At 48.8% G+C, this 22,641-nt stretch carries 17 protein-coding genes and 1 pseudogene; 12 read left to right on the forward strand and 6 right to left on the reverse strand.

What is annotated here, in order from left to right:
* Nucleotides 1-309 precede the first annotated feature (309 nt).
* Nucleotides 310-8,724, forward strand: a complete 8,415-nt coding sequence (locus tag PPL9_RS16300; protein WP_057463698.1) for a DUF5801 repeats-in-toxin domain-containing protein — start codon at nt 310-312, stop codon at nt 8,722-8,724.
* A 79-nt stretch (nt 8,725-8,803) separates the two neighbouring features.
* Here PPL9_RS16300 and PPL9_RS16305 read toward each other — a convergent pair whose 3' ends face one another.
* The 6 genes from PPL9_RS16305 to PPL9_RS16330 all read right to left on the reverse strand — a co-directional run bounded on the left by PPL9_RS16305 (nt 8,804) and on the right by PPL9_RS16330 (nt 14,688).
* Complete coding sequence (locus tag PPL9_RS16305; RefSeq protein ID WP_057463699.1) at nt 8,804-11,029, reverse strand: FHA domain-containing protein; 2,226 nt, start codon at nt 11,027-11,029, stop codon at nt 8,804-8,806.
* Between the two features lie 180 nt (nt 11,030-11,209).
* Nucleotides 11,210-11,500, reverse strand: coding sequence for a hypothetical protein (locus tag PPL9_RS16310; protein ID WP_057463700.1), 291 nt, complete (start codon nt 11,498-11,500; stop codon nt 11,210-11,212).
* A gap of 26 nt (nt 11,501-11,526) precedes the next feature.
* Nucleotides 11,527-11,766 (reverse strand): EscE/YscE/SsaE family type III secretion system needle protein co-chaperone, encoded by a 240-nt coding sequence (locus PPL9_RS16315; RefSeq protein ID WP_057463701.1) that lies wholly within the window; start codon nt 11,764-11,766, stop codon nt 11,527-11,529.
* Nucleotides 11,767-11,800: 34 nt separating this feature from the next.
* Entirely contained in the window at nt 11,801-12,586 is a 786-nt protein-coding gene (locus PPL9_RS16320; RefSeq protein WP_057463702.1) for a Crp/Fnr family transcriptional regulator, read from the reverse strand.
* Nucleotides 12,587-12,958: 372 nt separating this feature from the next.
* Nucleotides 12,959-13,333 (reverse strand): hypothetical protein, encoded by a 375-nt coding sequence (locus PPL9_RS16325; RefSeq protein WP_057463703.1) that lies wholly within the window; start codon nt 13,331-13,333, stop codon nt 12,959-12,961.
* A gap of 65 nt (nt 13,334-13,398) precedes the next feature.
* Nucleotides 13,399-14,688 carry an HrpJ domain-containing protein gene (locus tag PPL9_RS16330; protein WP_057463704.1) on the reverse strand — a complete coding sequence of 430 codons (1,290 nt, stop codon included), beginning with the start codon at nt 14,686-14,688 and terminating at the stop codon, nt 13,399-13,401.
* 213 nt (nt 14,689-14,901) lie between these two features.
* Between PPL9_RS16330 and PPL9_RS16335 the strand changes: the two genes are divergently transcribed.
* From PPL9_RS16335 to PPL9_RS33375, 11 genes and pseudogenes are all read left to right on the forward strand, one after another.
* Nucleotides 14,902-15,300 carry a hypothetical protein gene (locus PPL9_RS16335; RefSeq protein ID WP_057463705.1) on the forward strand — a complete coding sequence of 133 codons (399 nt, stop codon included), beginning with the start codon at nt 14,902-14,904 and terminating at the stop codon, nt 15,298-15,300.
* 15 nt (nt 15,301-15,315) lie between these two features.
* Nucleotides 15,316-16,944 carry a hypothetical protein gene (locus PPL9_RS16340; protein ID WP_208989418.1) on the forward strand — a complete coding sequence of 543 codons (1,629 nt, stop codon included), beginning with the start codon at nt 15,316-15,318 and terminating at the stop codon, nt 16,942-16,944.
* 76 nt (nt 16,945-17,020) lie between these two features.
* Nucleotides 17,021-17,401 (forward strand): hypothetical protein, encoded by a 381-nt coding sequence (locus PPL9_RS16345; protein ID WP_057463841.1) that lies wholly within the window; start codon nt 17,021-17,023, stop codon nt 17,399-17,401.
* Between the two features lie 5 nt (nt 17,402-17,406).
* Complete coding sequence (locus tag PPL9_RS16350) at nt 17,407-17,781, forward strand: hypothetical protein (RefSeq protein ID WP_057463707.1); 375 nt, start codon at nt 17,407-17,409, stop codon at nt 17,779-17,781.
* A 233-nt stretch (nt 17,782-18,014) separates the two neighbouring features.
* Nucleotides 18,015-18,566, forward strand: a complete 552-nt coding sequence (locus PPL9_RS16355; protein ID WP_057463708.1) for a tetratricopeptide repeat protein — start codon at nt 18,015-18,017, stop codon at nt 18,564-18,566.
* A gap of 41 nt (nt 18,567-18,607) precedes the next feature.
* Nucleotides 18,608-19,678 carry a translocator protein PopB gene (locus tag PPL9_RS16360; protein ID WP_057463709.1) on the forward strand — a complete coding sequence of 357 codons (1,071 nt, stop codon included), beginning with the start codon at nt 18,608-18,610 and terminating at the stop codon, nt 19,676-19,678.
* Nucleotides 19,679-19,690: 12 nt separating this feature from the next.
* On the forward strand, nt 19,691-20,677 hold the full coding sequence (locus PPL9_RS16365; RefSeq protein WP_057463710.1) for a hypothetical protein: 987 nt from the start codon (nt 19,691-19,693) through the stop codon (nt 20,675-20,677).
* A 100-nt stretch (nt 20,678-20,777) separates the two neighbouring features.
* On the forward strand, nt 20,778-21,275 hold the full coding sequence (locus tag PPL9_RS16370) for a type III secretion system chaperone (protein WP_208989419.1): 498 nt from the start codon (nt 20,778-20,780) through the stop codon (nt 21,273-21,275).
* 56 nt (nt 21,276-21,331) lie between these two features.
* Nucleotides 21,332-21,799, forward strand: a complete 468-nt coding sequence (locus PPL9_RS16375) for a tetratricopeptide repeat protein (RefSeq protein ID WP_057463711.1) — start codon at nt 21,332-21,334, stop codon at nt 21,797-21,799.
* A gap of 45 nt (nt 21,800-21,844) precedes the next feature.
* Nucleotides 21,845-22,438: a hypothetical protein gene (locus PPL9_RS16380; protein WP_057463712.1), complete on the forward strand. Its 594-nt coding sequence runs from the start codon at nt 21,845-21,847 to the stop codon at nt 22,436-22,438.
* Nucleotides 22,435-22,641, forward strand: a pseudogene (locus tag PPL9_RS33375) (hypothetical protein); the annotation flags it as partial. The gene PPL9_RS16380 and the pseudogene PPL9_RS33375, both read left to right, overlap by 4 nt.

Consider the following 22,641-nt stretch of genomic DNA (forward strand, 5'->3'; position numbering starts at 1 on the left):
TCTTTTTTTGTTTGAAAATGCCCTTCTTTCCTGAGCTTTACTCTCCAGAAAACAGCATTTCCCGTTAATAACTTCGCCACCCTGTATAGGGAGCGGTGTTTAACAAAAAGTAAAATACTCAATAAAATTTAATCAAATTAAAACCTTGGTCGCAGAAACGCGCTAATTCAGGGTGTTGCTGGACTGTGACGGAATTAACGATGTTAAAAATTCCTTAAGGAAATGATTTGACTTTTATCATGATTGGCAAAATTATCGGCGTAATTGCTAAAATTTTATTAAAACTGTTCCTGCGTCGGGTTTGCTAAAATGTCAGAGCGTCAAGCGTCTACTACGATCACAGCCACTAACACTTCCCAGGCAGCTGTTCCTTCACAAGTGCTGAAGATTGGGATTGCCACCCAAGGCCAGTCGGAGGTTCTTGTTCGACAGCCGGGGCAGTTGGTTGATTTCAGCCAGATGCTGGAAGTGCCAGTTAGTCTCTTCCGCTACGGTGAGAGCTTGCAAATCCTGTTTTCTGATGGCGGAACGCTTCTTGTTGAAGGGTTCTTTGCCGGAGATCAGACGGATGGGACGCTGATCCTGAGTGAAACCCAGACGCTGACAATTGAAGAATTCGGTGCGCTTGTCGAAATCTTGCCGGTTGATACGCTCCAAACCGCTGCAGGTGATGGGACACCAATCGCCGATCAGCTGGAAGATCCAAACAGTTCAGGACAAGATTTTGATGACAACCCTGATGGCGGTCCACTGGGGCCGGGTCTGAATGTCAATGATCTCCTGAGACCAGAAGACAATGCCGGAGCTGCGGCTGCGGCAGATGATCCCGAACAGGACGTTGATGATGTACCTGTGGCTGGCATTGCGGAAGTTGGCGCGCTTGATGAAACTGATTGGGCTGATGCTGGCAAAGGGCCACTATCCTTCACAGGCAGTCTGAATGTCGACTTTGGTCTGGACGGTGTGAGCGAGCGCTCGTTGGCGTTCCAACTTGATGCCGGCGTGCCTGTTGACCGAGCTGGGACTTCAATCCGCCTGACTGCTGACGGGCAGCCGCTGACTTATGAAGTACAGGACCTTATTGCGGATGCTGCCAATGAGATTGGTGCGGGCAGCCAGCTGCTTATTGCCAAGCTGCCTAATGGCGAATTGGTTTTTGAGGTTCTGCTGAACACTTTCCCGGAAACCGGTGAATTTACTTTTACACTCCATGGCAATCTGGATCATCTGGAAGCAGATGTGAAAGACATTCTGGAGTTGGAATTTGGTTTCCAGGCGTTTGATGCTGATGGAGATTCCGCAGACTCGTTCCTGATTGTAAATGTCGCTGATGACTTGCCGGAAATTGGTGCGCCCACAACAGGTACTGCTGATGAAGATGGCATCCCGGATATCGGTAACGGTAATGACACCGCAGATGGTGATGCCCCAGCAACCTTTCATAAGGTTACTGCCTCTCTCGATATCGATTGGGGTGCGGATGATGCGGACAGTGATGAAGGTGGTATTGGGGATCGTTCAGTCAAGTTTGACGGAACTCCAATAACTTCTCAGGTCCTGACATCTGATGGTGTTGCACTTGTTTACACCCTGAGTAAGGGGGATACTGTTCTTACAGCGACGAAAGAGGGCAGTGGGGATACGGTCTTCCAAGTAACTTTGTCAGATGATGGGTCTGGTTCTTATAGCTTTGAGCTGTTGGACAATCTGGATCATTTTGTTGCTGGTACTGAAGATGATATCGAACTGACCTTCGGCTTTGTCGCAACTGACAGTGATGGCGATACAGCCAACTCCAGATTTACCGTGATTGTTGATGATGACATGGCGGCGATCACGTCTCTTGAGCTGAACAGGTTCGTTCAGGTTGATGAGAGTGCTGGTCTGGATAATGACGACACCACTGAACCAGCTGTTGCTGCCCTGTTTGATGGTGTTTCCGACAAAGGTTCTGATGAGGCCATGGCTCCTCAGTTCGCCCGCGATAACGTGGTGGACTTTGCCTATGAAGACAGCGCTGATGGCGCGGCCCATAAGGTAACGCTGAGCATTGATGATGCAGCCTCAGGTCTTCAGACCACAGCTGGTGCTGACATTCTGCTTTATCTGGAAAACGGTCTTGTTGTTGGCCGTGTTGGTGGTGAGAGCGGCGATGCCGTGTTTGCAGTCTCCATTGATGACGACGGTGAAGTCAGCCTTGCGCAGTACCAGTCCATCAAGCAGCTTGATACAGACAGCCATGATGAGTTCGTCAATCTGGACGGCAAGATCTCTGCTGTTCTGACAGTCACCGATGGTGATGGCGATGTGACCAGCCAGAGCGTTGAAATTGGTGAGAAGATCCGGTTTGGTGATGATGGGCCAACGATCACGTCTCTTGAGCTGAACAGGTTCGTTCAGGTTGATGAGAGCGCTGGTCTGGATAACGATGACACCACTGATCCAGCTGTTGCAGCCCTGTTTGATGGTGTTTCCGGCAAAGGTTCTGATGAGGATATGGCTCCTCAGTTCGCCCGCGATAACGTGGTGGACTTTGCCTATGAAGACGGCGCTGATGGCGCGGCCCATAAGGTAACGTTGAGCATTAATGATGCAGCCTCAGGTCTTCAGACCACAGCTGGCGCTGACATTCTGCTTTATCTGGAGGGTGGTCTTGTTGTTGGCCGCGTTGGTGGCGAAACCGGCGATGCGGTGTTTGCAATCTCCATTGATGGCGACGGTGAAGTCAGCCTTGCGCAGTACCAGTCCATCAAGCAACTTGATACCGACAGCCATGATGAGTTCGTCAACTTGGACGGCAAGATCTCTGCTGTTCTGACAGTCACCGATGGTGATGGCGATGTGACCAGCCAGAGCATTGAAATTGGTGAGAAGATCCGGTTTGGTGATGATGGGCCTCGGGTGACCAATCAGCAGCAGGATGTGACTGTTGATGAGGATGACATCGACACGATCCTGTCAACGGGTACGAGCCCTGATGACTTAGGTGGTACAGGTAATAGCAACTGGATTCAGTTCTTGAGTGGCACTGCGATCAAGACAGGAAGTCTTCAGGGCACTGTAGATTTTGGTGCTGATGGGGATGCTGGCGCCGACTCGTTCACTTTTGTTGGAGACGCGGCGCAGCAACTGACTGATCTTGGCTTGTCTTCTGACGGAGATGCGGTTCAGTTCCAGCATGCACAGGTAGGTACAAACCTGACATTGATGATTGGTGTTGCAGGTGGCCGCCCGGTCATCGGCTTGCTTCTGAACAATGAGACCGGTGCATTTGAAGTGTTGCAAGCTGATCAGCTGGACCATGTGAACGGTGATGGTGAGAACACCGCCCTTCAGCTTCTCAATGGTGATGAGCTTGCAGCCATCGACTTTGGTTCTGTGATTATTGCGACAGATGGGGACGGGGACACCGTTGCTCTGGATGGCAAGCTGGATGTAACCGTTGTTGATGATATCCCAGCGCCAGAACTTTGGGTTGATGATCATATTCGCATTGACGAAACCGAGGGTGATCACAGTGATAATGTTCCGCCGAAGTGGCGCATTCGCAAGCTGTTTAAAGATGTTGACGAGAAGGGCAGTGATCCTGATCTGAGTGGTCCAATCTACGCGCGGAATGATGTTCTTGATTTCCATAAGAATGTTGGTGCTGATGAGCGCGGCAGTCATGAGCTGGTCTTCCGCATTGATAATGCAAATTCTGGTCTAACCACGACTGAAGGTTTGGCGATTACGCTTCATCTGGAAGATGGTCAGATTGTTGGCCGTGTACCAGACGGAGATGCTGCGTTTGCAATCCACTTGCATCAAAACGGCAAGGTCTCAATGGTTCAGTACATGTCCATTGAGCATCCGGACACCGGATCTTCTGATGAACATGTCTCGCTTGATGGCAAGGTGAGTGCAATCCTGACAGTCACCGATGAAGATGGCGATGCGGTTTCAACTGAGATCTCTGTCGGCAATCTTCTGACGTTTGATGATGACGGCCCGTACATTCACGACTTCACCGTAACTGGTGAAACTGTAGAGCTGGATGAGACTGCAGGACAGCAACTTGATGAAGTTGTTGCTGCCCCAGATTCTGATATCCGTGCTTTGTTTGCTTCACTGGATAGTCAGGCTGCAAATGATCCGGACATGGAGACAATTTACGCTCACAATGTGAATTTGATTGAAGCCAATATTTATATTGGGGCGGATGGAGTTGATGCACCGGAAGTCACCCTGGAAATTGCTGCTCAAGGCACAGATTCTGGTTTGCAAACGACAGATGGCTCTCAAATCAACCTTTATACTGAGGGAGATTTGATTGTTGGTCGTGCGGATAATGCCAATGCTGCTGTTGTCTTTGCTGTCTCGATTGATGAGTACGGTAGCCTGAGTGTTGTTCAATACGCATCTTTGAAACATGTTCAGAACGAGAACGACCATACGCTGGACTTGGCAGGCAAAATCTCTGGTGTTTTGACCTTAACTGATGGAGATGGGGATACAGACACCGCATCTGTCGATATTGGTGACAAGATCATCTTCCATGATGATGAGCCCACTGCCACGGGAGCTGGTTCGAAGATCACAGTAAGCGAGGTTGATAATTTTGGTGTGGCGACTTCCGGCACGCTTCAGTTTGAAAGTGGCTCAGATGGAGCTACCGTAACTGCTGCACGGATCGTTGATGATCAAGGATATGCACGCCGTATTGATCTGGAAGAACCTAAAGGCCAACGCAGTGACTTCCTGACTGTTGGCGGAGAGAAGGTCGTGCTTTCTAGCACGACAGCACCAGATGGTGTGATCACCATTGAAGGGGCCACTGAAACTGGCGGTGCTACCGCATTTACTGTGGTTGTTCAGCCGGATGGTTCCTATGAATTTACTCAGCACCTTGGTTTTGATCACCCTGATGTTGGTGAGGCTGGTAGTGACGATCGTATTGATCTGCGATTGCGTTTCACTGTCACGGATGGGGATGGTGACACATCAACTGCGACAGCTGTAATCTCTGTCGAAGATGATGAAGTTGCCCTTACAGGCGCGTCTCAAACAGCAACAGCGGATGAAGATGATATCGTCAACTTGAACTCTGGCGTGCAGGGGAATGCCCCTCGCGATGGGGATCAGGATGGTTCGACGACAGGTGAGAATGACAACAACGGACCAGCTTATCTGACTGATAATATCAGTGCTCTTGTCGATTTTGGCAATGATGGCGGCACGTTTGATATCTCAGCTGATGCGGTTGCGAGTTTAACACAGATGGCTCTCACTTCAGGTGATGAACCGCTGTCCTATGTGGTGATTGATGACAAGATTGTCGGTTACGTCGAAACTGATGGCAACACAGAGTACAGTTTCCAGAATGATCGCCCAGTGTTCTCGCTGGACCTGACATCTGACAGTGGTGATGTGGTCTTCAAGCTGTTTGATCAACTGGATCATGTTGCTGGCAATGGTGAGAATGATGTTCAGCAACCTCTAGTGATCGACTTTGGATCCGTGATTGATGCGGTTGATGGCGATGGTGACAGCGTTAATCTTGCTGGAAAATTCTCTATCAAGATTGTTGATGACGTGCCTATCATCGATAGCAGCTCTTATGAGACAAATCTTGTTGTCAACGGTTCCTTTGAAGAGCCGGATATTGGATCTTCCGGACATAAAGCCATCGATACAATGTCTGGCTGGATGTCAACCAATGGAACTAAATTTGAGCTGCATTCCGACAGCTTCAGTCCATCATCTGATGGGGATCAGTATCTGGAACTAGATAAGGATGGAGACGATTCTGGTAAAGTTGATGGTATCTACCAGAATATCCAGACGGAAGCGAATACACAGTATGAGTTGACGTTTGACCTTGCTGATCGGGCTGACAATGGTCCAACCAGTGATGTGAGGGTGCTTTGGAATGGTGTTGAGGTTGGTGAGTATTCAACCAACAGCACTAATTGGACAACCATCGCTCTCAATGTGGTCGGAACTGGTCAGCCCGATGGTGACCGTCTTGAGTTCGTTGAACTGATGACGCCTGACCAAAACAACGGCCTTGGCACCTATCTGGATGACATTCAGCTTCACAAAGTTGGGCTTGTAGTTGATGAGGCAGACCTTGCTAGCGGGAATGCAGAAGTCTCTGGCAGCCTGCACATCAATTGGGGGACTGATGATGCCGACAGTGATGTTGCTTCTCCTGTGCATGGTTCCGATCGCAGCGTTTCCTTTATCAATGTTACAGATGGGGAGCAGGGGAAGACTGGTGGCAACATAGCACTTGAATCAGCAGGTGCTCCTGTCTTGCTCCAAGCGTTTGGCGCTGTTCTGATTGGCTACACCGGTATGGCTCCTGCGGATGCCAATGATCTGAGCAATGCAGTCTTCAAAGTGACATTGTCTGATGATGGTTCAGGTACGTATACATTTGAACTGCTTGGACAGCTGGATCATGAAGGTGATGAAGGAAAAGATCTTTCTTTGTCCTTCGATTTTGAGGCGAAGGACAGCGATGGTGATAGCGTTTCTGGCGACTTTACCGTCAACATCCTTGACGATGTGCCAGCAGGTGCCGCTGATAATGTGATTGGCTCTGAAGATGTTGCATTCGATATCAATGTTCTGAGCAATGATGCTGTTGGGGCTGATAAAGACGCAACAGTTCTACTTGAAAACGCTGGGGTTACTGTTAAGGGCGGCAGTGTTGTTGTAAACTCTGATGGCACTGTGAGGTACTCACCTGTTGCCGACTTCAACGGGCAGGATAGCTTTAGCTACCGTATTGAAGATGCTGATGGTGATGTTTCTGATGTGATCACTGTGACAGTTGATGTCACTCCAGTGAATGATCGTCCAGTCCTGACTGTTACAAATGTTCAGTCCAATTTTGCAGAAAATGGGGTCGGACCGGTTGCTGAATTTAGTGCCTTTGATGTTGATGGCGATGCGCTGACATACTCCTTGACGGGTGAAGATGCTCATTTGTTCGAAATCAGAGGCAGTGAAGTTTACTTCAAAGCTGCACCTGATTTCGAGAACCCATTGGATGTGGACGCTGATCAAGACTACAACTTCAATATCGTTGCGAGTGATGGAACTGAAGACGCGAGCGAAGATGTTGAAGTGTCTGTGACAAATCAGGCTGCTGAACTAAATCTGTTCTTCAAGCCAGGTAGTTCGGACAAACTCAAAGTCAGAGATGATTTTGAGGAGCACAACGGTTCCTACGATTATGGTCATGGACATAGCAACGGTGTTGTTACTTGGACTGGAGCGTGGATTGAGAACGGAAACCTTGATGGGGATTCCGATTATGGAGATGTTTATGTTCCGCAGCAGGGCGGAGCGATCTCCGGTCATCTTTACTTCCCGTCCTGGACACCAAATGGTGAGGGATCCGTTTCCAGATCGGTTGATCTGACGAGTGGAGAAAATCTAAAGCTGGAGGTTTCAGTTGGAAACCGTCTGGAATTCGGTGATGATCAGTTCGATCTTTTGATTGAATGGGATGGCGGAAGCGCCCGTATCCCAATGTTTGATCAATCGACGCAGAGCAGAAGCGAAGTCATTACGATTGACATAAGCAATCTGCCTGGTTGGAACCCTTCTGAAACTACGATCACTTTTGAAGTGTCTGGTATGGAAGGAACGGACGATTATGCCCGAGTTCTCGATGTGAAGATCTCTGGAGACAATGTTATTGATCCTACGACCGAGCATGACATTGACTTTACTCTTGGTGGGGAAGGTGTTGCGATTGCTGATATGCTTGGCGTTAATGATGCCGATAATGACACTTCCAACGATCAACTTTCCAGTGCAGTTATAACGCTAAATAATTATCAGCAGGGGGATGCTCTGAGTTATCTCCCACAGGGAGCATTCTCTGGTATCTCTGCCAGGGCAGCAGTCGTAGGTGGCAATCTGGTTCTGACCCTCTCTGGAGATGCAAGTTACGCAGCATATGTTGCGGCAATCAAATCCATTGAATTCAACACCTCTTCAGACATTGACACGAGAACTATTGAAATGGTTGTCAGCAATGGCGCTGAAGAAAGTGGTGTTGCAACCACAACGGTCAATGTGATTGAGAATGCGGATAATCCAAATACCATCGTTGTCGATTATAATGAGCCTGCTTATTCTCAGAACAAGTATTACGAGAATGATCCAGACAAGAACTCAGAGTGGCATTATCGCTTAAATGGTACCGATCAGAACGACAGAATTGAAGGGCAGGGCAACTGGCATAATGATCTGTCTGGCGGTGATGGCAATGATCGTTTGATTGGGGATGATTGGCATCCGTCAAGTAGCCGCAACTATTCTGATACGCTCAATGGTGGTGCGGGTTATGATCGGATGACCAGCGGTAGTGAAGATGATCTTGATGCATTCATCTTCGACGTTCTGGATGGAAGTTTTGATACAATCACCGACTTTGATGGCACGGCTCAGGGGGAAACAGATCAAAACGTTGATCGCCTCGATATTTCGGATCTCCTGAACAAGGCTTTCGGAGATGATGAAGTTGATGCTGCAGAAGCTGGTCAGTACGTGAAGATCCAGGAAAATGGTTCTGGAAGTGATGTGCTTGTTGATGTGGATGGGGCTGCCAATGGTGAGAACTGGTCGAAGATCGCTCACCTTGATAACATCAGCAATACAGACACCATTAAAGTGGTGTTGGATGATGATGGCTCTTACAGTCAAGTAGACGTTGTGGCCTAAGAAAAAGCCGGGTCTCATATGAGACCCGGCTTTTCGTATGTTTGTACAGTAAGTGCTCTACTGTTTGTTGAGCGATGGCTTACTGCCTTGCGTTTGCTTCGCGGACGACCCAGGCTGTCTGATCGCCATATATCGCGACAGAGTATCCTTCATACTCACGGATCAAAGCACCCAGCTCGCCGACAGCAAGGAGGCGGCTGCTTTGATCGATGGACTGGCCGATTTTGTAGCGTTTGTTTTCGCTGTTCAAAACATAACGCTCGCCGATCAGGCTTGCTCCGGTGACAGTCAGAGACGGAGATGAAAGGTCCCGCGTCAGGAAGCTGATGAAACCAGGGTTTCGCAAGCTCTCTCTGATGAAGTTGGAGTAGGGGATCAAATCAATGTTGTTGCTTTTTTCTGATTTGATCAGGCAGTCGCGTGTTGCAGCTGGATTGACTGCAGCTTCCAGAATGTAGCGCTGGCGTTCCTCTGGAAACGTTGTGAGAGCGAGGCTTTCGCTGCTGCTCAGGATATCGAGCCACAGTACAGTCACAGGGATCTGTGAGACTGGTACTGAAAGATTTTCAGAGCAGAGAGGACCCTCAGAGGGCGGCGTTACAAGCAAGGGCAGGAAGTTCTTTTTTAGCTCTTCAGGTATCACGCCTTTGGCCTTGGCGGATTCCATCCAAGCAAGGAACACGACTTCAGCCGCTTCGTTAAGCTCAGGATCGTCCAGAGCGACGTTTTGGAACCGGGCATCTGCTTTACTTTGAGAGATTACGCCCTGTTGCTTTTCGCTTTTAGCTTCCAGCTTTCCGTTTGTCGTCTGCTGGCCTGCATCTGTTTCTTCTAACACTGTCGGCTGACTGGTTGGTGACGTTGATGCTTGAGCGGATGCAATGCCGATGCTGCTTAGTAAACGTTCCGTTGCTTTTTGAAGCGGCGTTGCGGGTGCTTCAGGGCCAGTTTTGGGTTGTCCTGCCGCATTGCTTTTGGCGAGGCGGCTGGAAGATTTTTGATTTGGTTGGCTAGCTACAAAACCGTCTTGTTGTTTGATTGCCCGCGCCAGTTCCAATACTTTGGTTTGGCGCTCTTCGACCGGTTCATTCGTGAGTGGATCAACAGCAGCAAGCAGGGGTTCAATACCGCCATCAAAGTTGGCTTTGAGATCTACGACCTGTCCGTTTTCTTGTACCAACTTGACGAGAGAACGCAGTGGAATAAACGTAGCGTACTGCCTGGAGTATGAGCGTAAGAAACCAGACCAGCGATCAATATCCTGGCTTGCTATGATACCGCTGACTTCAAGAGTTTCATCGTCGAGACGGAAGATGATGGTGTCATCAATCAAAGCACGCTTGGCCAGCTTGCGCACATCCAGAAGATAATCATCTGCAGTTTTGATGTTTGATGTTACGCCGGAGATGCCATTCAACCCGCGTAGGTCCGCGATTAGCTGGTCAGCACTTGTTTTATCGAGAACAGAACCGCTCAGGGTTAACTCTCCGTCATCCGCAAGTGCGAAGCTTACGTTGGATCCGCGAGATTGCAGATAACCGGCAATATCTTTCTTCAGTGTTTCGATCACGCGCACGCGCAAGCGGACAGGTACTTCAGTGCGTTCTACTGCCTCTGTGATTGCCCGGCGCTGAACAGGTTCGCTGACATAGCCTGTCAGATAAATTTGATCGTCAACGTCCTGACGCAGGCTTAGTCTTTCTGCGAAGGGGAGGTCTGCCAGAGCGATACGCACTGCTTCAATACCGCCATTAGGGAGGGCACTTGCTGTGCGAGGAGATATTTTGCCTGAGCCAACGAGGTAAAAACCACCAAGCACGACGGCGCTTGCAACTGTTGCAAAAGCTATGCGCTTGCGATGTTTTGCAATTGGAGCGAATATCGCGTCAATGTGCTTTGCATTCTCGCCAAGGATTGAGTTTGCTGCAGAGTTCTCTGCTGTTTGCTCGTCATCTTCATGGGGAGCATTCAACGCTTTGCTTAGTGTTGCCCATTGAGCGTTTTTGGCGCCAAGTGCAATTTTGATGACACCAATGCTGATGACATCAAGAGGCTCAATCTCGACCCATTCGTCATTGCCACTACTTAGGGAGACACCGTTTTCTGTCCGGACATCTCCTGCCTTTGCAGAGATTTCGATTTTGTTGTCTTGCAGGCGTAGCTGCATATGGCTTGCGGCAACGCTCAGATCTGCCAGTTGCAAATCGTCGTTTCTGTCCGAACCAAGTGTATACTCACCCGGCTCGAGCATGACTTCCGCGCCAGCCTGTTGGCCTACAAGAATTTTGAGGATGAGTTTACCCATTCGCCGTCCCACCTAAACAAGCGCTGGAGTTCGCCAGATTGACTATTTGCCAAAAGCGAACTGGAAAATGCCATGGATTGTCAGCGTTCGGGAAGACCGAACCTGTCTCATGGACCTGAATATACAAAGGCTCTCTTCCACACTCGCTTTCGCAACCGGAAGAGAGCCTTTTAAAATGATTTAGGCAATGTTACGTGCGCAGGCCTTGACCATATCGGCGTGCGCCTTCACCATGCTGGTTCGTGTCTGACCCATGGTGGTATAAGTGTTCACAAGCAGCTGCAGAGTGAACATTTTTTCGGTCTCAGCCAAGTTGGAGTTCTGAGCTTCAATGATTTTGTCATTGATCTTGTCCATCTCGGTCTGAAAGCGCACGCTGATGTCGAGCGCGTTCATACCAGCTTTGTTTTCTAATGCTTTCTCAACGGTTGAAGTATACGGGGTATCTACACCTGTGACAAAACTGACCATTTTGAAACTCCTGCTTTTACGCGGCTCTAATTCTGGACTGGAAACTTGCGCAGGACGTCCTGTGCTGCAGTGATGCCGTTTATCACTGTTTGAATACGTTGGTAGTCCACCTCAGTTTGAGGCTCCTCGGATTTTTCACGTATCCAAGAGGAAAGAGCGTCCAATTTCTTTTCGAGTTTTTGGGCATGTTCTGAACCTTGCTGACTTTTTAAAGTCTCTTCCAGATCGGTGACATACATCTCGTTATTGGTGTTCTCGTCTTGCACGCGTTAGTCCTTTGTTTCAACGCTTCCAGCTTTTTTAAAAATTTGACTCATTATTGAGCAAGTTCCGTTCCAGCATTGTCCTATTCAGCACAGTGATAGAACGATCCTTAATTTTTATGATGCCAGCGCGCTCCCACTCTTTCAGGCGGCGGTTGATATTGCTGCGTGTTCCGCGTGCCATTGCGCCCAGATCACTCTGTGTAACGATTGCGCCAGAGATCACAGACTTGTCCTTTGGGTTATCGCCCGCAGGGGTGCCGATCGACTCAAGCAGGCTTAGCAGCGCATGTGCCAGGCGAGCCGAGAGGCTTGGCAGTGACAAGCAGCGTGTCGATTCGATGTAGGAGCGATAATGTTTCGCTACAACTACAGCCAGCGCGCGACAAATCTCGGCACTCTGCTCGTTGATGACATGAAATGCAGAGCGTCTGATCTTGTGAACGACTACGTTTCCTAACGCGCAAGCTGTATCTGCGTGAACAGATCGCTGAAAGACACCTAATTCGCCGAAGCTTTGGCCTGCTGTGATGATGGCATAAAGGAAGGTAGATCCATCTTCGCGCAAGTGACTTAAGCGAACATGTCCACTCTCAATGATGTAAAGAAATTCAGCATCATCTTCCTGAAGATAGATGTTCTCGCCGTTTGAGTAGGTTTGGCGAATTGCTGATTGCTCTAAAGATGCACATAATTCATCATTCAGCTCTTGAAACAATGCTGCGTTTTCTTTCCAGCTGCTTTCACCTGAGGATGAGGTGCCAGTATTATGAGCTCTTGATGCGCCTCTACCCAGGCTTGCATCATATACTGCCTTTTCCATAGAAATGTACCGTGTCCTCTTACTTAAATAAGTGCAGCTATTTTAGAGGATGAAGATATACTGGTCTCCGCAGAGCAAATATACTTCGTCTTTTTTTTATTATACTCTACCAATATTCCACCCCAATCTCACTCGTACACAATTGCGAAGAATTGTGCTTCAGAACACGGACAAAACTATAATTAAGACAGCTAATAAGCGAGTCAAGTCTGGCTGTCATCATCTAACTTATATTTTAATGGATATTGACTGTATCCCTCGGGATTGTGATTTTAAGTGCGAAAAAGTCACGATTTCCCTCCGTAATGTGAACAAGTGTGAGTCATTATAAGATTGAAACTGGTGTATACCTGCATGCACTGATTGTAGTTTTTATAGTGAACTCAATTCACCTATCAGATAATCGACCGTTTGCTCGAGTTTTGCAGGGCTAAGTTGTCCTGCTTCGTATAAAACCGCCAGATGTAACGTTCCATCTTTAGATTTCCCTGTATGCAGATTGGTTCCAATTTCAGGTTTGAAGCCAGCTCGGCTCAAAAGAGCTTCATTTGCTGAATTCTGGTCACCCGTTGTGGTTCGGCCAAGGCTGACAACGACGCTGTTGCCACCTTCGACAGGGGTAAACGTCAGTTCACCGGATTGTGAAAGGAGGTAAGATAGACTTCCATCCATCTGCGGAGAAAAGGGAATCTTCATATTGTTTGCGAACGCTTCCAGGCTTGACTGGATGACACTTGAAAACTGCATTCAATCCTCTCCTTTGTTCTTCCTTGGTTTCATATTGCAGCAGCTATTTTATTAGCGATGACGGGTCAGTGAACAGTAGCTGACGCAGCGCTGACCTGAGCGAAGTTATCAACCGGCGTAGCGTCAGTTGCTGTTTGATATTGCTCTTCTTCCAGGATCGTCAGCTGCTCTGACAGCACCAGTAATGTTTCGAGTTGCTGATTGCGGATGTTTTCGTTTGTGAGGATGGTGTCAGGAACCTCACGGTGCAATGCAAGCAGGTTGTTTGTGTAGTTCAACGATGCGCTGGCCCCAGCAGGAGCGAGTGGTGCAACAAGACTTTGTGCGTCAGCAGGTGATGTGACTGCTTTGCCCAGATAATGGAACAGTGAGCTTGCCAGCTTCTCCGTGCCCAGCTCTTCCACAACATGTGTGAACTCTGAGAAGCTGCGACCTGTCAGTTTGGTCGCGACATGCACGCCCTCATAGACGGTTCGCAGGCTCTTTAGTTTGCCCAGCTCGGTCAGGACCGCTTCCAGATGAGTAGGCTCATCTTGTGTGTCTGCAATTTCCAGGCCCTGACTTGCGGCGGTTGTAAACAGGTCCACAACATCATCAAAAGAGGTGAGGGGTGAGCTTTCATTGCCGTTTACATCGTGATGCATTGAATGTGTGCGTGCGATCAGGTCATTAAACTTATCGAAGATGACTCCGAAGTTCGCTTCACTGCGCAGCATGTCGCGGTAGTGCTCACGGATGACGGCAGGATCTGTTCCCAAATCCTCGGCTTTGTCATGGGCAAGTTCCGCGACTGCAAAGCCTGCGCGCACGTCACGACCAGTCTCACCGCTTTCCATGTATTCGCGGGCATTGAGCAGAGCGCCCAAAAGAGCATCATTTGCTCCTGTGGTCTCAAAATGCTCTATGGCGATCTGCAGGGCGGCATACTGGTGCGTTACGTCACCATCAAACTGCTGCAGGAATGCGAACACGTCCTGAGGGCTGAGTTGCCCTGAGCCATCACCGTTGGTGCTTTGGTTGTGCTGGTAATCCTGTAACCGCTGAACCAAACCTTGCAGCTTATCCTGAGAGGGCATGTCAGGCAGCTTATCGTAATAGTCGGCAATCCGTGTGATTGCTTCTATGTTAGCGCCTTGCCCTTGTCTGATTGAACGGCTTTCCAGTGATCTTTTGTCGAGGCGTGAGGATACGGCCTGGCCAAGCTCTTCAGCGGCGTCCGTCAGTTTAGATGGATTGTTGAGCTGCATGACGCGCTCAGCGCGGCGCTGCCCTGTGGCTTCTGCAACCAGTGGAGCGCCAACTGGCGACTCAGCGTTGTGAGTGGCAATCGTTGATCTTAAGACCTCTAAGCTCATTGAAAAGTCCTCCGCTGATACTACGAATAAGAATATGTCATTTTCATACTTCTTTTAGCGAAATTGCTTTGTGTCGGGCGACACAAGTGGGCTCACCCATTTTGCTAATTCTGTCATTGCTAAATTTCGATTTTGAAGGTGTGTCGTTCGGAACAGCAGTGCCCCGGTCTGCCCGTTTATAGAGGGCGTATAGTGCTTTGATGGGAATGTTGTATGGCGAAGACCGGATCCAGCAAGGAAGAGTTGCTTCCCCAGTTCACTGTAAGTGGTGATGCGGGCGCGTTGAGTGCCTATTTGGATGATGCATTAAGCCTTTGTAACGCTGAGAAGAACTGGCCTTCAGAAAATGAATGGCAAGATGTGTCTTATCAGATGGTTGCGAGCTTGCAGGAGTTGCTTGATCTTCCAGCCGTTCAGAAAGATCCGGTCGCGCTGAGCTTGATTAACGGACTGCTTGCTTCGAAGAGCTTTGATGGCTTTTTGCAGGGGTATGACGCGATTGCTGAGCATTTCACGAAGCGATTGAAAGACAATGAAAATAATAGCGGTGCTGCGCGGTCTCAATTTGCAAAGCCCCAAAAGAATGCGGGTCGTACTCGCCTTATTTTGTGACGTGAGGAGATGAAAATGATTAATGGTGTTGGCTCAGGCTCATCTACTACTGTAGACCCAGATACTCTTGCTCCTCCAAAAGATGACGACACAGCTAAAGCTGCCTCCGGTGGTGCTGGTGATGGTGCGCAGGAAAGGGCGGCGCAGCAAGGTCCCGCGCTGCAGGCTGCAGAAACGCAGACCAGTGTTTGGGATAGTTTCTTATCCAATCTGCCGGAAGCCGATCCTGATTTTGAGAATCCTTTGTTGTCGATTCCAGGGACGACGAACTACGCGACCGACCCGAGTAAGTATAATGCTTATGTGGCCAGTGTTTTGGTAGATCCGGCTGATACTGTTGCTGATGAAGACTTGCCTGCGAACTATAGCAATCCGTCACCGCAAGAATTTGTCTCCTGGCATCCGGCAGTTCAGCTGCGTTATTTGCGCGATAACTTCACTGAGGCGCAGATTCAGTCAGGAAACACAGTCATTGGTACAGGGTCAAATCAGGTTGGTGTAATTCGCTCCGATGATAAACGCAGTGTGACCATCGTGAATGAGTTGACAAAATCTCGTATTTTCCAGCTCTCGAAGACGGAGCAGGAGCGACTCGCAAATAACTCCATTTTTAAAACCAAAATTGCGCCGCTGTTGGATCTGCTGCCAAATGCGGATACGGACCTTGCTGCAAGTCGTGCTGTGATCACTCAATTAATCAATGATGAAATTAATAAGATCCGGAATATGCCTCTGGTCAATAAAACTGATGGTGACAAGTTCAGGAAAGATAGTGAGGTTTATGAAGAACAGCTGATAATGCTGCGAGATAATGTTCCTCACTCCGGAATTTATGCTCGTTCTGATTTGGCGACTGAAATGCAGGAAATTGTAAAGCGTTTTGAGCGTGCTCATGCTTACTTCGATGTGAAAACGCCAAATGCTGAGAGTTCAGCGCATAGTTCTACAAACTTTGTCACTCCAGATAATAATGCCTCGATTAATCGTGGTTATGCTGTTTTTATTGAGCAGGAGCAACGCATCCTTGCTATTAAGCAGGCTGAGCAGCAGATGTTGTCTGCTGGTGGTATCACAAACTCAGATGGGACCATTTCCCGCCTAGATTTGCCGACATTGGTTGCTCTCATTCAGAATCAGGCTAGTTTGAAGCAGCAGGCCATCATCACGATGAGAACCGAGCAACTGACACAGCTTAATCAGTTGTCTCAGGCTTATGCGGAGATGCAGCGTATCGTTAATGAGACGCTTAAGGCGTTCACGGAAACTGGCAAAGATGCTGATAAGGAAAAGCATACTATTGCGCAGAGTATTGGTTCTTCGAGCAGTTACTCAACTGCTGTTTTGTTGATGTTTGAAGATTACACATCTGCTCAGCCACACCCGGTTGAGAAAGAGTTTAATATTACCCGGCCAACACACGATATGCTTAATAACAGTGATGGGAGCAAAAACTCTTTTAAACGAACGCAGTGGGAGCGGTTTTCAACTCAGTTGAGTGACGCGGTTACATTGTTGAATCCTCAATTGTTAACCAACGATATCAATCAGGATAATCGTGAGCAGAACCGTGCATTCGAGCAAGCGACCGGTACGGTGCGCCGTAGTTTTGATCTCAACATACAGATTGCGCGCGGTTTTACCTAGGTTAAGTGGTCGTGATGGTAGCTCTGACGCTTGTTTCAGGGCTGCCTCCTATTTATAAATGAGTACGGATTTCGGAATGCGGGTTGCATCAATTACAATTGGCGTGAATGAGGTTTCCAACTGGAAGGTTGAAGATCAGGTTCAATTGCCAGAGGGCAAAAAGCTTGCTCCTGTATTTTTGCCAGAAGTGCGGCCCTTAAATGAGGTCTTGTACCGTCCGACACTGGATGAGCGCCTACCTTCTCTTTTATTGCCGGATTTATCTGAAACAGACATTCTTTTGCCGACTGAGTTGAGCGAAATGCGCAAGGAGCTTCAGCGTTTGTTTGCTGCGGCAGCTTTGCGTGAGCAGGGTGAGCGGCAGTGTGTTCTAAAAGGTGTTGCAGACCTGTTGATGGGTGATGTGTTGCTTGATGAAGACCTGCAGGCAGCCCTTGCCATGTTGTTGCAGGGGTAAGTTTGATGACAGCGCTCAACAGTCGGCAGCGAGATTTTCTTCTTCTCAGTATCTACATCATGACGCAAAACTGCAAATATGCAGAGGCGCTCACCATGGTGCAGGGTATGATGGTGATGGAAGATCATTCCAAAGACGTGCTTCTGGCCCGGACGGTTCTGCTTTTCCTTCTCAACCGTTTTGACCTGGCACTCGAAAGCCTGCGAGAGCTAGACCTGCTAGATCCACTTGAGCAGTTTGGCAAATATACGCGTAGTGATGAACAATCCATGCGTCATTACATTCGTGCGCGTTGCCTTTATACGCTCCATGATGCCGATAAGGCTAAGGATGCGATTGATATCTATCTTGGTAACCGTCGGCAGAAACTCTCCCAATAACTCCAGATTGTGGTCGAAGGGGAGGGTTTGCTTCCTCCTCTTATGCAGACTGAACTGCCTTTTGTTGGTGGCAGATCAGTCTGTTGACTGTGCTCACATGTTCGTGATGCATAAAAAATCACTGCACAGTGCGTATTGCCTACTCTTGTGTTCTGTTTGGCACAGAACACCTTCTGATTGCGCTTTATTGTTTTCTTAAATGCTGAATTAGTCAGAGATAAAGAAAGAGCGTCATGTCACTTCTCGATATGCCTAAACAAACACCAGAGCTCTTTGCTGAGACGATTAAAGAGATCGCTGAGCCAGTCATTGAGCATCTTGATTCGCTGGGTTTTAAAGATAAAAAATTCTACCAGTTGATGAAACAGGGTGTCTCCATATCCGAGATGCTGGGTTTGTCAGAGGAGGAGCTCGCAGCTGTCTATGAGATGGCTCGCCGGAACATCTCCGTCGGTCAGGTCGAGAAGGCGAAGTCGCTCTTTATCATGTTGGTGCAGATTGCTCCGACGGAGGAGCAATACACTTATGGCCTTGCGATGACCTATCAGATCCAGGGTGACGTTCGCATGGCAGTGAAGCTCTATCTGTACTTCATCAGTCGGGATGCGACCAATCCTCAAGGGTATCTGCGTCTTGGTGAGTGTCTGTTGGCTGCAAAGGAATATCAGGAAGCTGGTGATGCGTTTGAAGCCGCACTGCGTATGTTTGATGATCCCGTCAAAAATTACGACGACAAGAAATACGCGCAAACCATGATGAAGAGTGCGCGTCAGAAGTTGGTCTGACAATAGCTTTGATCCCAATTATTTAAGTATGGAGAATAGATATGGAACTTCCTAAAGGTCTGGGTCTTGGTCTGAATAGCAACAGCCTTGGCGATGTTTTTGATACGACCTCAGAAATGACTGGTAAGGCTGGAGATGTAAAAGGCACGAATACAGTTGGTGCAGGTGCGTTGGCGTCAATCGGTGGTACGCCGATGATTGCAACGATTGCCTTCGCGCAGCATATTACACGTCTTTCCGGTAGCCTCTCCAAAGTAGGTCCAGATACTCCGCTGACCACTTCCAGCTTTCAGGATATTGAAGTTCTCGTTGCGTCTGTTCTGGACAAAATGCAAGGTACTCAAGAAGCCGTTGAAAAGAATAAAGTCAACCTGACCCAGGCAAAGCAAAAAGGTGCTTTGCTGGATCAAGCGATCAAGCAGGAAGAAGCTGTTCGCAAGGAGGAAGAAGCAAAGGAAAAGCAAAAAGGTCTGAGTATCTGGCAAAAAATTTCTCTAGCGTTCCAGTGGATTGGGGCTGCGATTTCGATTATTGCTGGTGCTATTTTGATGGCGCTTCCAACTGGAGCGACACAGGCTGTTGGAATGATGATGCTTGCCACTGGGGCAATACAGTTGGTAATGGCTATTGATGCCACCATGCAGGCTGCTAAGGGTCAAGGTATTGTTTCATACATAGCTACTGCAGCTGGGGCTGATGAAAAAACCATCATGGGGTTAGATATAGCATCTAAAATGTTTATGGCTATCGTCGGTATTGGTATGGCTGTTATTTCTTTCTTTATTCCGGGAGCTCAGGCTGGCAGCGTTGGGGCGATGATCGCAGCGATATCTTCTATCACTTCCGCGATTATCCAAATTGGAAGCACTGCTGGTGGACTAGCTGCAGCTGGGGTTTCTTACAGTGCGAGTCAAGATGTTGCTCAGTCTAAAGATTTGCAGGCCGATGCTACGGATCTTGATGCGTTCATTCAGTTGCTAGGCCAGATCATTGACCAGTTGTTGTCAATCTTGACTAAGGCTGGTGAGCAGTTTGCGGATGCTTTGGACGGTACTGTGAGCTCTATGAATGAGCGTGCAGATACACTGAGCAAAACGAAGTTTGCGGGTTGATAGGAGGTATTTATGTCAGCAATTGCAGGTACTAATTACAATCGCGAATATTTGCCCCCTAGCTTTTTTCAGGATGGCAAACTTGCTGTTTCTGAGGAGCGGGCAACCGCATTTCAGCAAAGTGTAGAAGCTCGTCTGGCGACACTGCCACCAGAGCATCACGGAACATTTCTGTCTCTCGTGTCTTTACCGCAGTTTGCTGCAAGCGCGGAATATGACCAGACGACAACGGATGAAGTTCTGGGTCGTCTAGAAGCAGCAACAGTTGCAATCGGATCTTTCGATAAGATTGACAGTACCGGAAACTTATCTCGTTTGATTGCACAGGCGCTGTTTAAGTCTGCAGTCAACCAACGCAATAATGAGCTTGAAACTCGTTTGATTGCACGTGAGACAGTGAAGACAGCAATGCATGCGCAGGCTGGGAAAAGCCGTGATGCTGCCGAAGAGACACGTACGGGTGCGATTATCAGTCTTGTTGTGACAGTCGTTTCTTCCCTTGTCTCAATCGTGATGTCAGCTGTTGCAATCGGCGGTGCTGCGAAAGGTCTGGGTGCTGCGAAGAATTCTGCGAATGCAAACTCTCAGGCTAGCAAGAGTGATGCTTTAGCTTCTGATGTCGCCCCTGGCAAGGGTGGTAAGTTAGGTGACTTTTACTCACAGCGTGCAAGTGATTTCCGATCTCAGGCAAAGGGCTTTGATGCGGCTGCAAGTGCTGCCGGGTCTCGTTCCCAATCCATTGCGACGCTTGGCGGTGTTGCTAACACATTGGGTAATACGGCATCGCAAGGTGCGAGTGCGTTCACTCAGGCAAATGCAAAAGAAGATGAAGCGATTTCTCAGGAGCTGGCAGCAGCTGCTGAAGAGGTTCGCAAGGAGAATGATCAGGCTGAATCCATCCAGAAAGCTTTGGACGATATCATCCGTGCGATCATTCAGTTCCTGAAAGAATCTCGCGAAATCGAAAACGAACGGGCGGCTGCGATTACTCGCGGTTAAGCCACAAAAGCAGGTGTGCGTTTATTACCCTCAATGCACACCTGTTTTTTCGCGTTTGGCGACTGATTGCTGATCTTGCGCATGTCAGAGAGGATTTCTCGTGTTCTCCTTAAACTTTTCAGGGTGCCTGGATAAACTCTGGCGAAAGCTGGGATTAGGTGCACCGATTTTCTCCGAGCAGAACACCGCTTCGATGAATGTTGATGGTGTTCAACTCGTGTTTTCTGATGCCCTTGATGGGGGTGGTATTGAAGTCACGACGGTTATTGGCTCACTGAGTGAAACGGTGGGAACCAGAGGCCGACAGATTGAAGATATCCTGCATTTAAATCTGGCCTGCCTGTCGCAGTTCAGAACTTTGGCGGTTTTACGCAAGGCTGATGATGGTGCAGAAGAGCTTGTGCTTTCGGTGAGCTTTCGCGGGTACACAGAACTGGAGAAACTGACCGGACTGGTTGAGGAGCTCTTGTCTGTTGTGAGCCTTTATCAGCCGCTGGTTTCAGCGGACCCAAGTGGTTATCAGAGCAATCCGTTGCTGGGTGCTGCGCAAACCTCTCTTTCTGATGAGCTGGATGGTGCCATGGTGTTTCACCTTTAATGCTGCGCTGCCGCTCCCAAACTTTCTTATTTTCTTAAGCCGTAAAGAGGCACGATATGACTGAGCTCGTTTCAGAACTGGGCAACTCTCCAGAACAAGACATCAAGGCAATCGCAAAAGGTGCAATTGGCCGTAGTCTGGGGCTTACGAAAGATGACATCAATCCGGGTCTGGTGATGGCCAAGGGCTTGATGGATACAGGGCGGACTGAGAAGGCGCTGGAGATCTACACTGGGCTTGTTCTGCTTGAGCCGATCAATGTGGATGTGCAGCTTGGGCTAGCGAATTGTGCAGTGCAGTTGCAGCAGTACACGCTTGCTGTGCAGGCAGCTTCCGCTGCAATGGTGCTCGACCCGACCAACCCGCGTCCATACTACTTCTCTGGTGTTGCTTGTCTTGCTTTGGGTCACATTACCGAGGCTAAGGAGGACCTTGAAGACACTTTGACATATGCCAAGGACCGCAAGGATGCTGAGATTCATCAGGCGGCTCAAAAGCTGTTGACCGGGCTGAACAACGCCTGAGTTCAACTAACTACACTTACTGGATTTTGAGGCCGGGGATAAACGATGCCACTCGCACCTGTTACAGATAATACTCCGGCTTCTGCGGCCTCCGAAGATCAATCGGGAGAGGTAGATGTCAATCTTGATGCTGTTTTTCGTGCACTCGGTGGTGGGGATGTAAGTGCGCAGGCCGTTCTTGAGGCTATTAAATCCCGGCAGGGGCTGTCTGCTGTTTTGAAGGCTGATGGTAAGCTGGAGAAGGTTCTTTATCAGTTTGCCTATCAGGCGCTGCACCTGCAGCAAAAAGCATCTGCAAAGGAGCAATTTGAAGTTCTCTGTCTGCTTAATCCAAACAATGTTGAGTATTGGCTTGGGTTGGCGTTGAGCCATGCAGACTGGCCACTTGGCGGGGGGGACGTCAAGAGATCGCTTCGCAAAGCAAAGCTGCTTGATGAGGCGCATCCAGCAGTCGCCCTCAGGTTTGCTGAGCATTGTTTGTGGTCACGAGAGCTGGATGAGGCGACTGTGGAACTGGTGCGCTTTTATCAGCTGATGAAGGTGCGGCCTGTTCCTGAGCTCATCGAATATTCCAAGCGGCTTGCGTTTGCATTAGAGGCGCAGAAAAAATCTGCTGCACGAGACCGTGATGTGTCATGATTGCGACTTCCGGTTATCTACATCTGCCCTATGATCTGGGTGAGGATGAGAACGGAGTTGTTGAGCTTGCTGGTTCGACGCAGGTGGAGAAATTCTCCAAGATTTCCGGTGATATAGGGATTTTGTATCGCGAGCTGTCGTTTACGGCTGGCTTGCTCACATCTGCGCGGAAGGTCGAGAGCGTCAGACCGCTTGGTGCTGGC

The sequence above is a fragment of the Pseudovibrio sp. POLY-S9 genome, assembly GCF_001431305.1.
GTDB lineage: Bacteria > Pseudomonadota > Alphaproteobacteria > Rhizobiales > Stappiaceae > Pseudovibrio.

Excerpts from the sequence above, each read along its gene's own strand:
- PPL9_RS16300 (WP_057463698.1), top strand. The coding sequence starts at position 310 with ATGTCAGAGCGTCAAGCGTCTACTACGATCACAGCCACTAACACTTCC.
- PPL9_RS16305 (WP_057463699.1), bottom strand. The coding sequence starts at position 11,029 with ATGGGTAAACTCATCCTCAAAATTCTTGTAGGCCAACAGGCTGGCGCG.
- PPL9_RS16310 (WP_057463700.1), bottom strand. The coding sequence starts at position 11,500 with ATGGTCAGTTTTGTCACAGGTGTAGATACCCCGTATACTTCAACCGTT.
- PPL9_RS16320 (WP_057463702.1), bottom strand. The coding sequence starts at position 12,586 with ATGGAAAAGGCAGTATATGATGCAAGCCTGGGTAGAGGCGCATCAAGA.
- PPL9_RS16325 (WP_057463703.1), bottom strand. The coding sequence starts at position 13,333 with ATGCAGTTTTCAAGTGTCATCCAGTCAAGCCTGGAAGCGTTCGCAAAC.
- PPL9_RS16330 (WP_057463704.1), bottom strand. The coding sequence starts at position 14,688 with ATGAGCTTAGAGGTCTTAAGATCAACGATTGCCACTCACAACGCTGAG.
- PPL9_RS16335 (WP_057463705.1), top strand. The coding sequence starts at position 14,902 with ATGGCGAAGACCGGATCCAGCAAGGAAGAGTTGCTTCCCCAGTTCACT.
- PPL9_RS16340 (WP_208989418.1), top strand. The coding sequence starts at position 15,316 with ATGATTAATGGTGTTGGCTCAGGCTCATCTACTACTGTAGACCCAGAT.
- PPL9_RS16345 (WP_057463841.1), top strand. The coding sequence starts at position 17,021 with ATGCGGGTTGCATCAATTACAATTGGCGTGAATGAGGTTTCCAACTGG.
- PPL9_RS16350 (WP_057463707.1), top strand. The coding sequence starts at position 17,407 with ATGACAGCGCTCAACAGTCGGCAGCGAGATTTTCTTCTTCTCAGTATC.
- PPL9_RS16355 (WP_057463708.1), top strand. The coding sequence starts at position 18,015 with ATGTCACTTCTCGATATGCCTAAACAAACACCAGAGCTCTTTGCTGAG.
- PPL9_RS16360 (WP_057463709.1), top strand. The coding sequence starts at position 18,608 with ATGGAACTTCCTAAAGGTCTGGGTCTTGGTCTGAATAGCAACAGCCTT.
- PPL9_RS16365 (WP_057463710.1), top strand. The coding sequence starts at position 19,691 with ATGTCAGCAATTGCAGGTACTAATTACAATCGCGAATATTTGCCCCCT.
- PPL9_RS16375 (WP_057463711.1), top strand. The coding sequence starts at position 21,332 with ATGACTGAGCTCGTTTCAGAACTGGGCAACTCTCCAGAACAAGACATC.
- PPL9_RS16380 (WP_057463712.1), top strand. The coding sequence starts at position 21,845 with ATGCCACTCGCACCTGTTACAGATAATACTCCGGCTTCTGCGGCCTCC.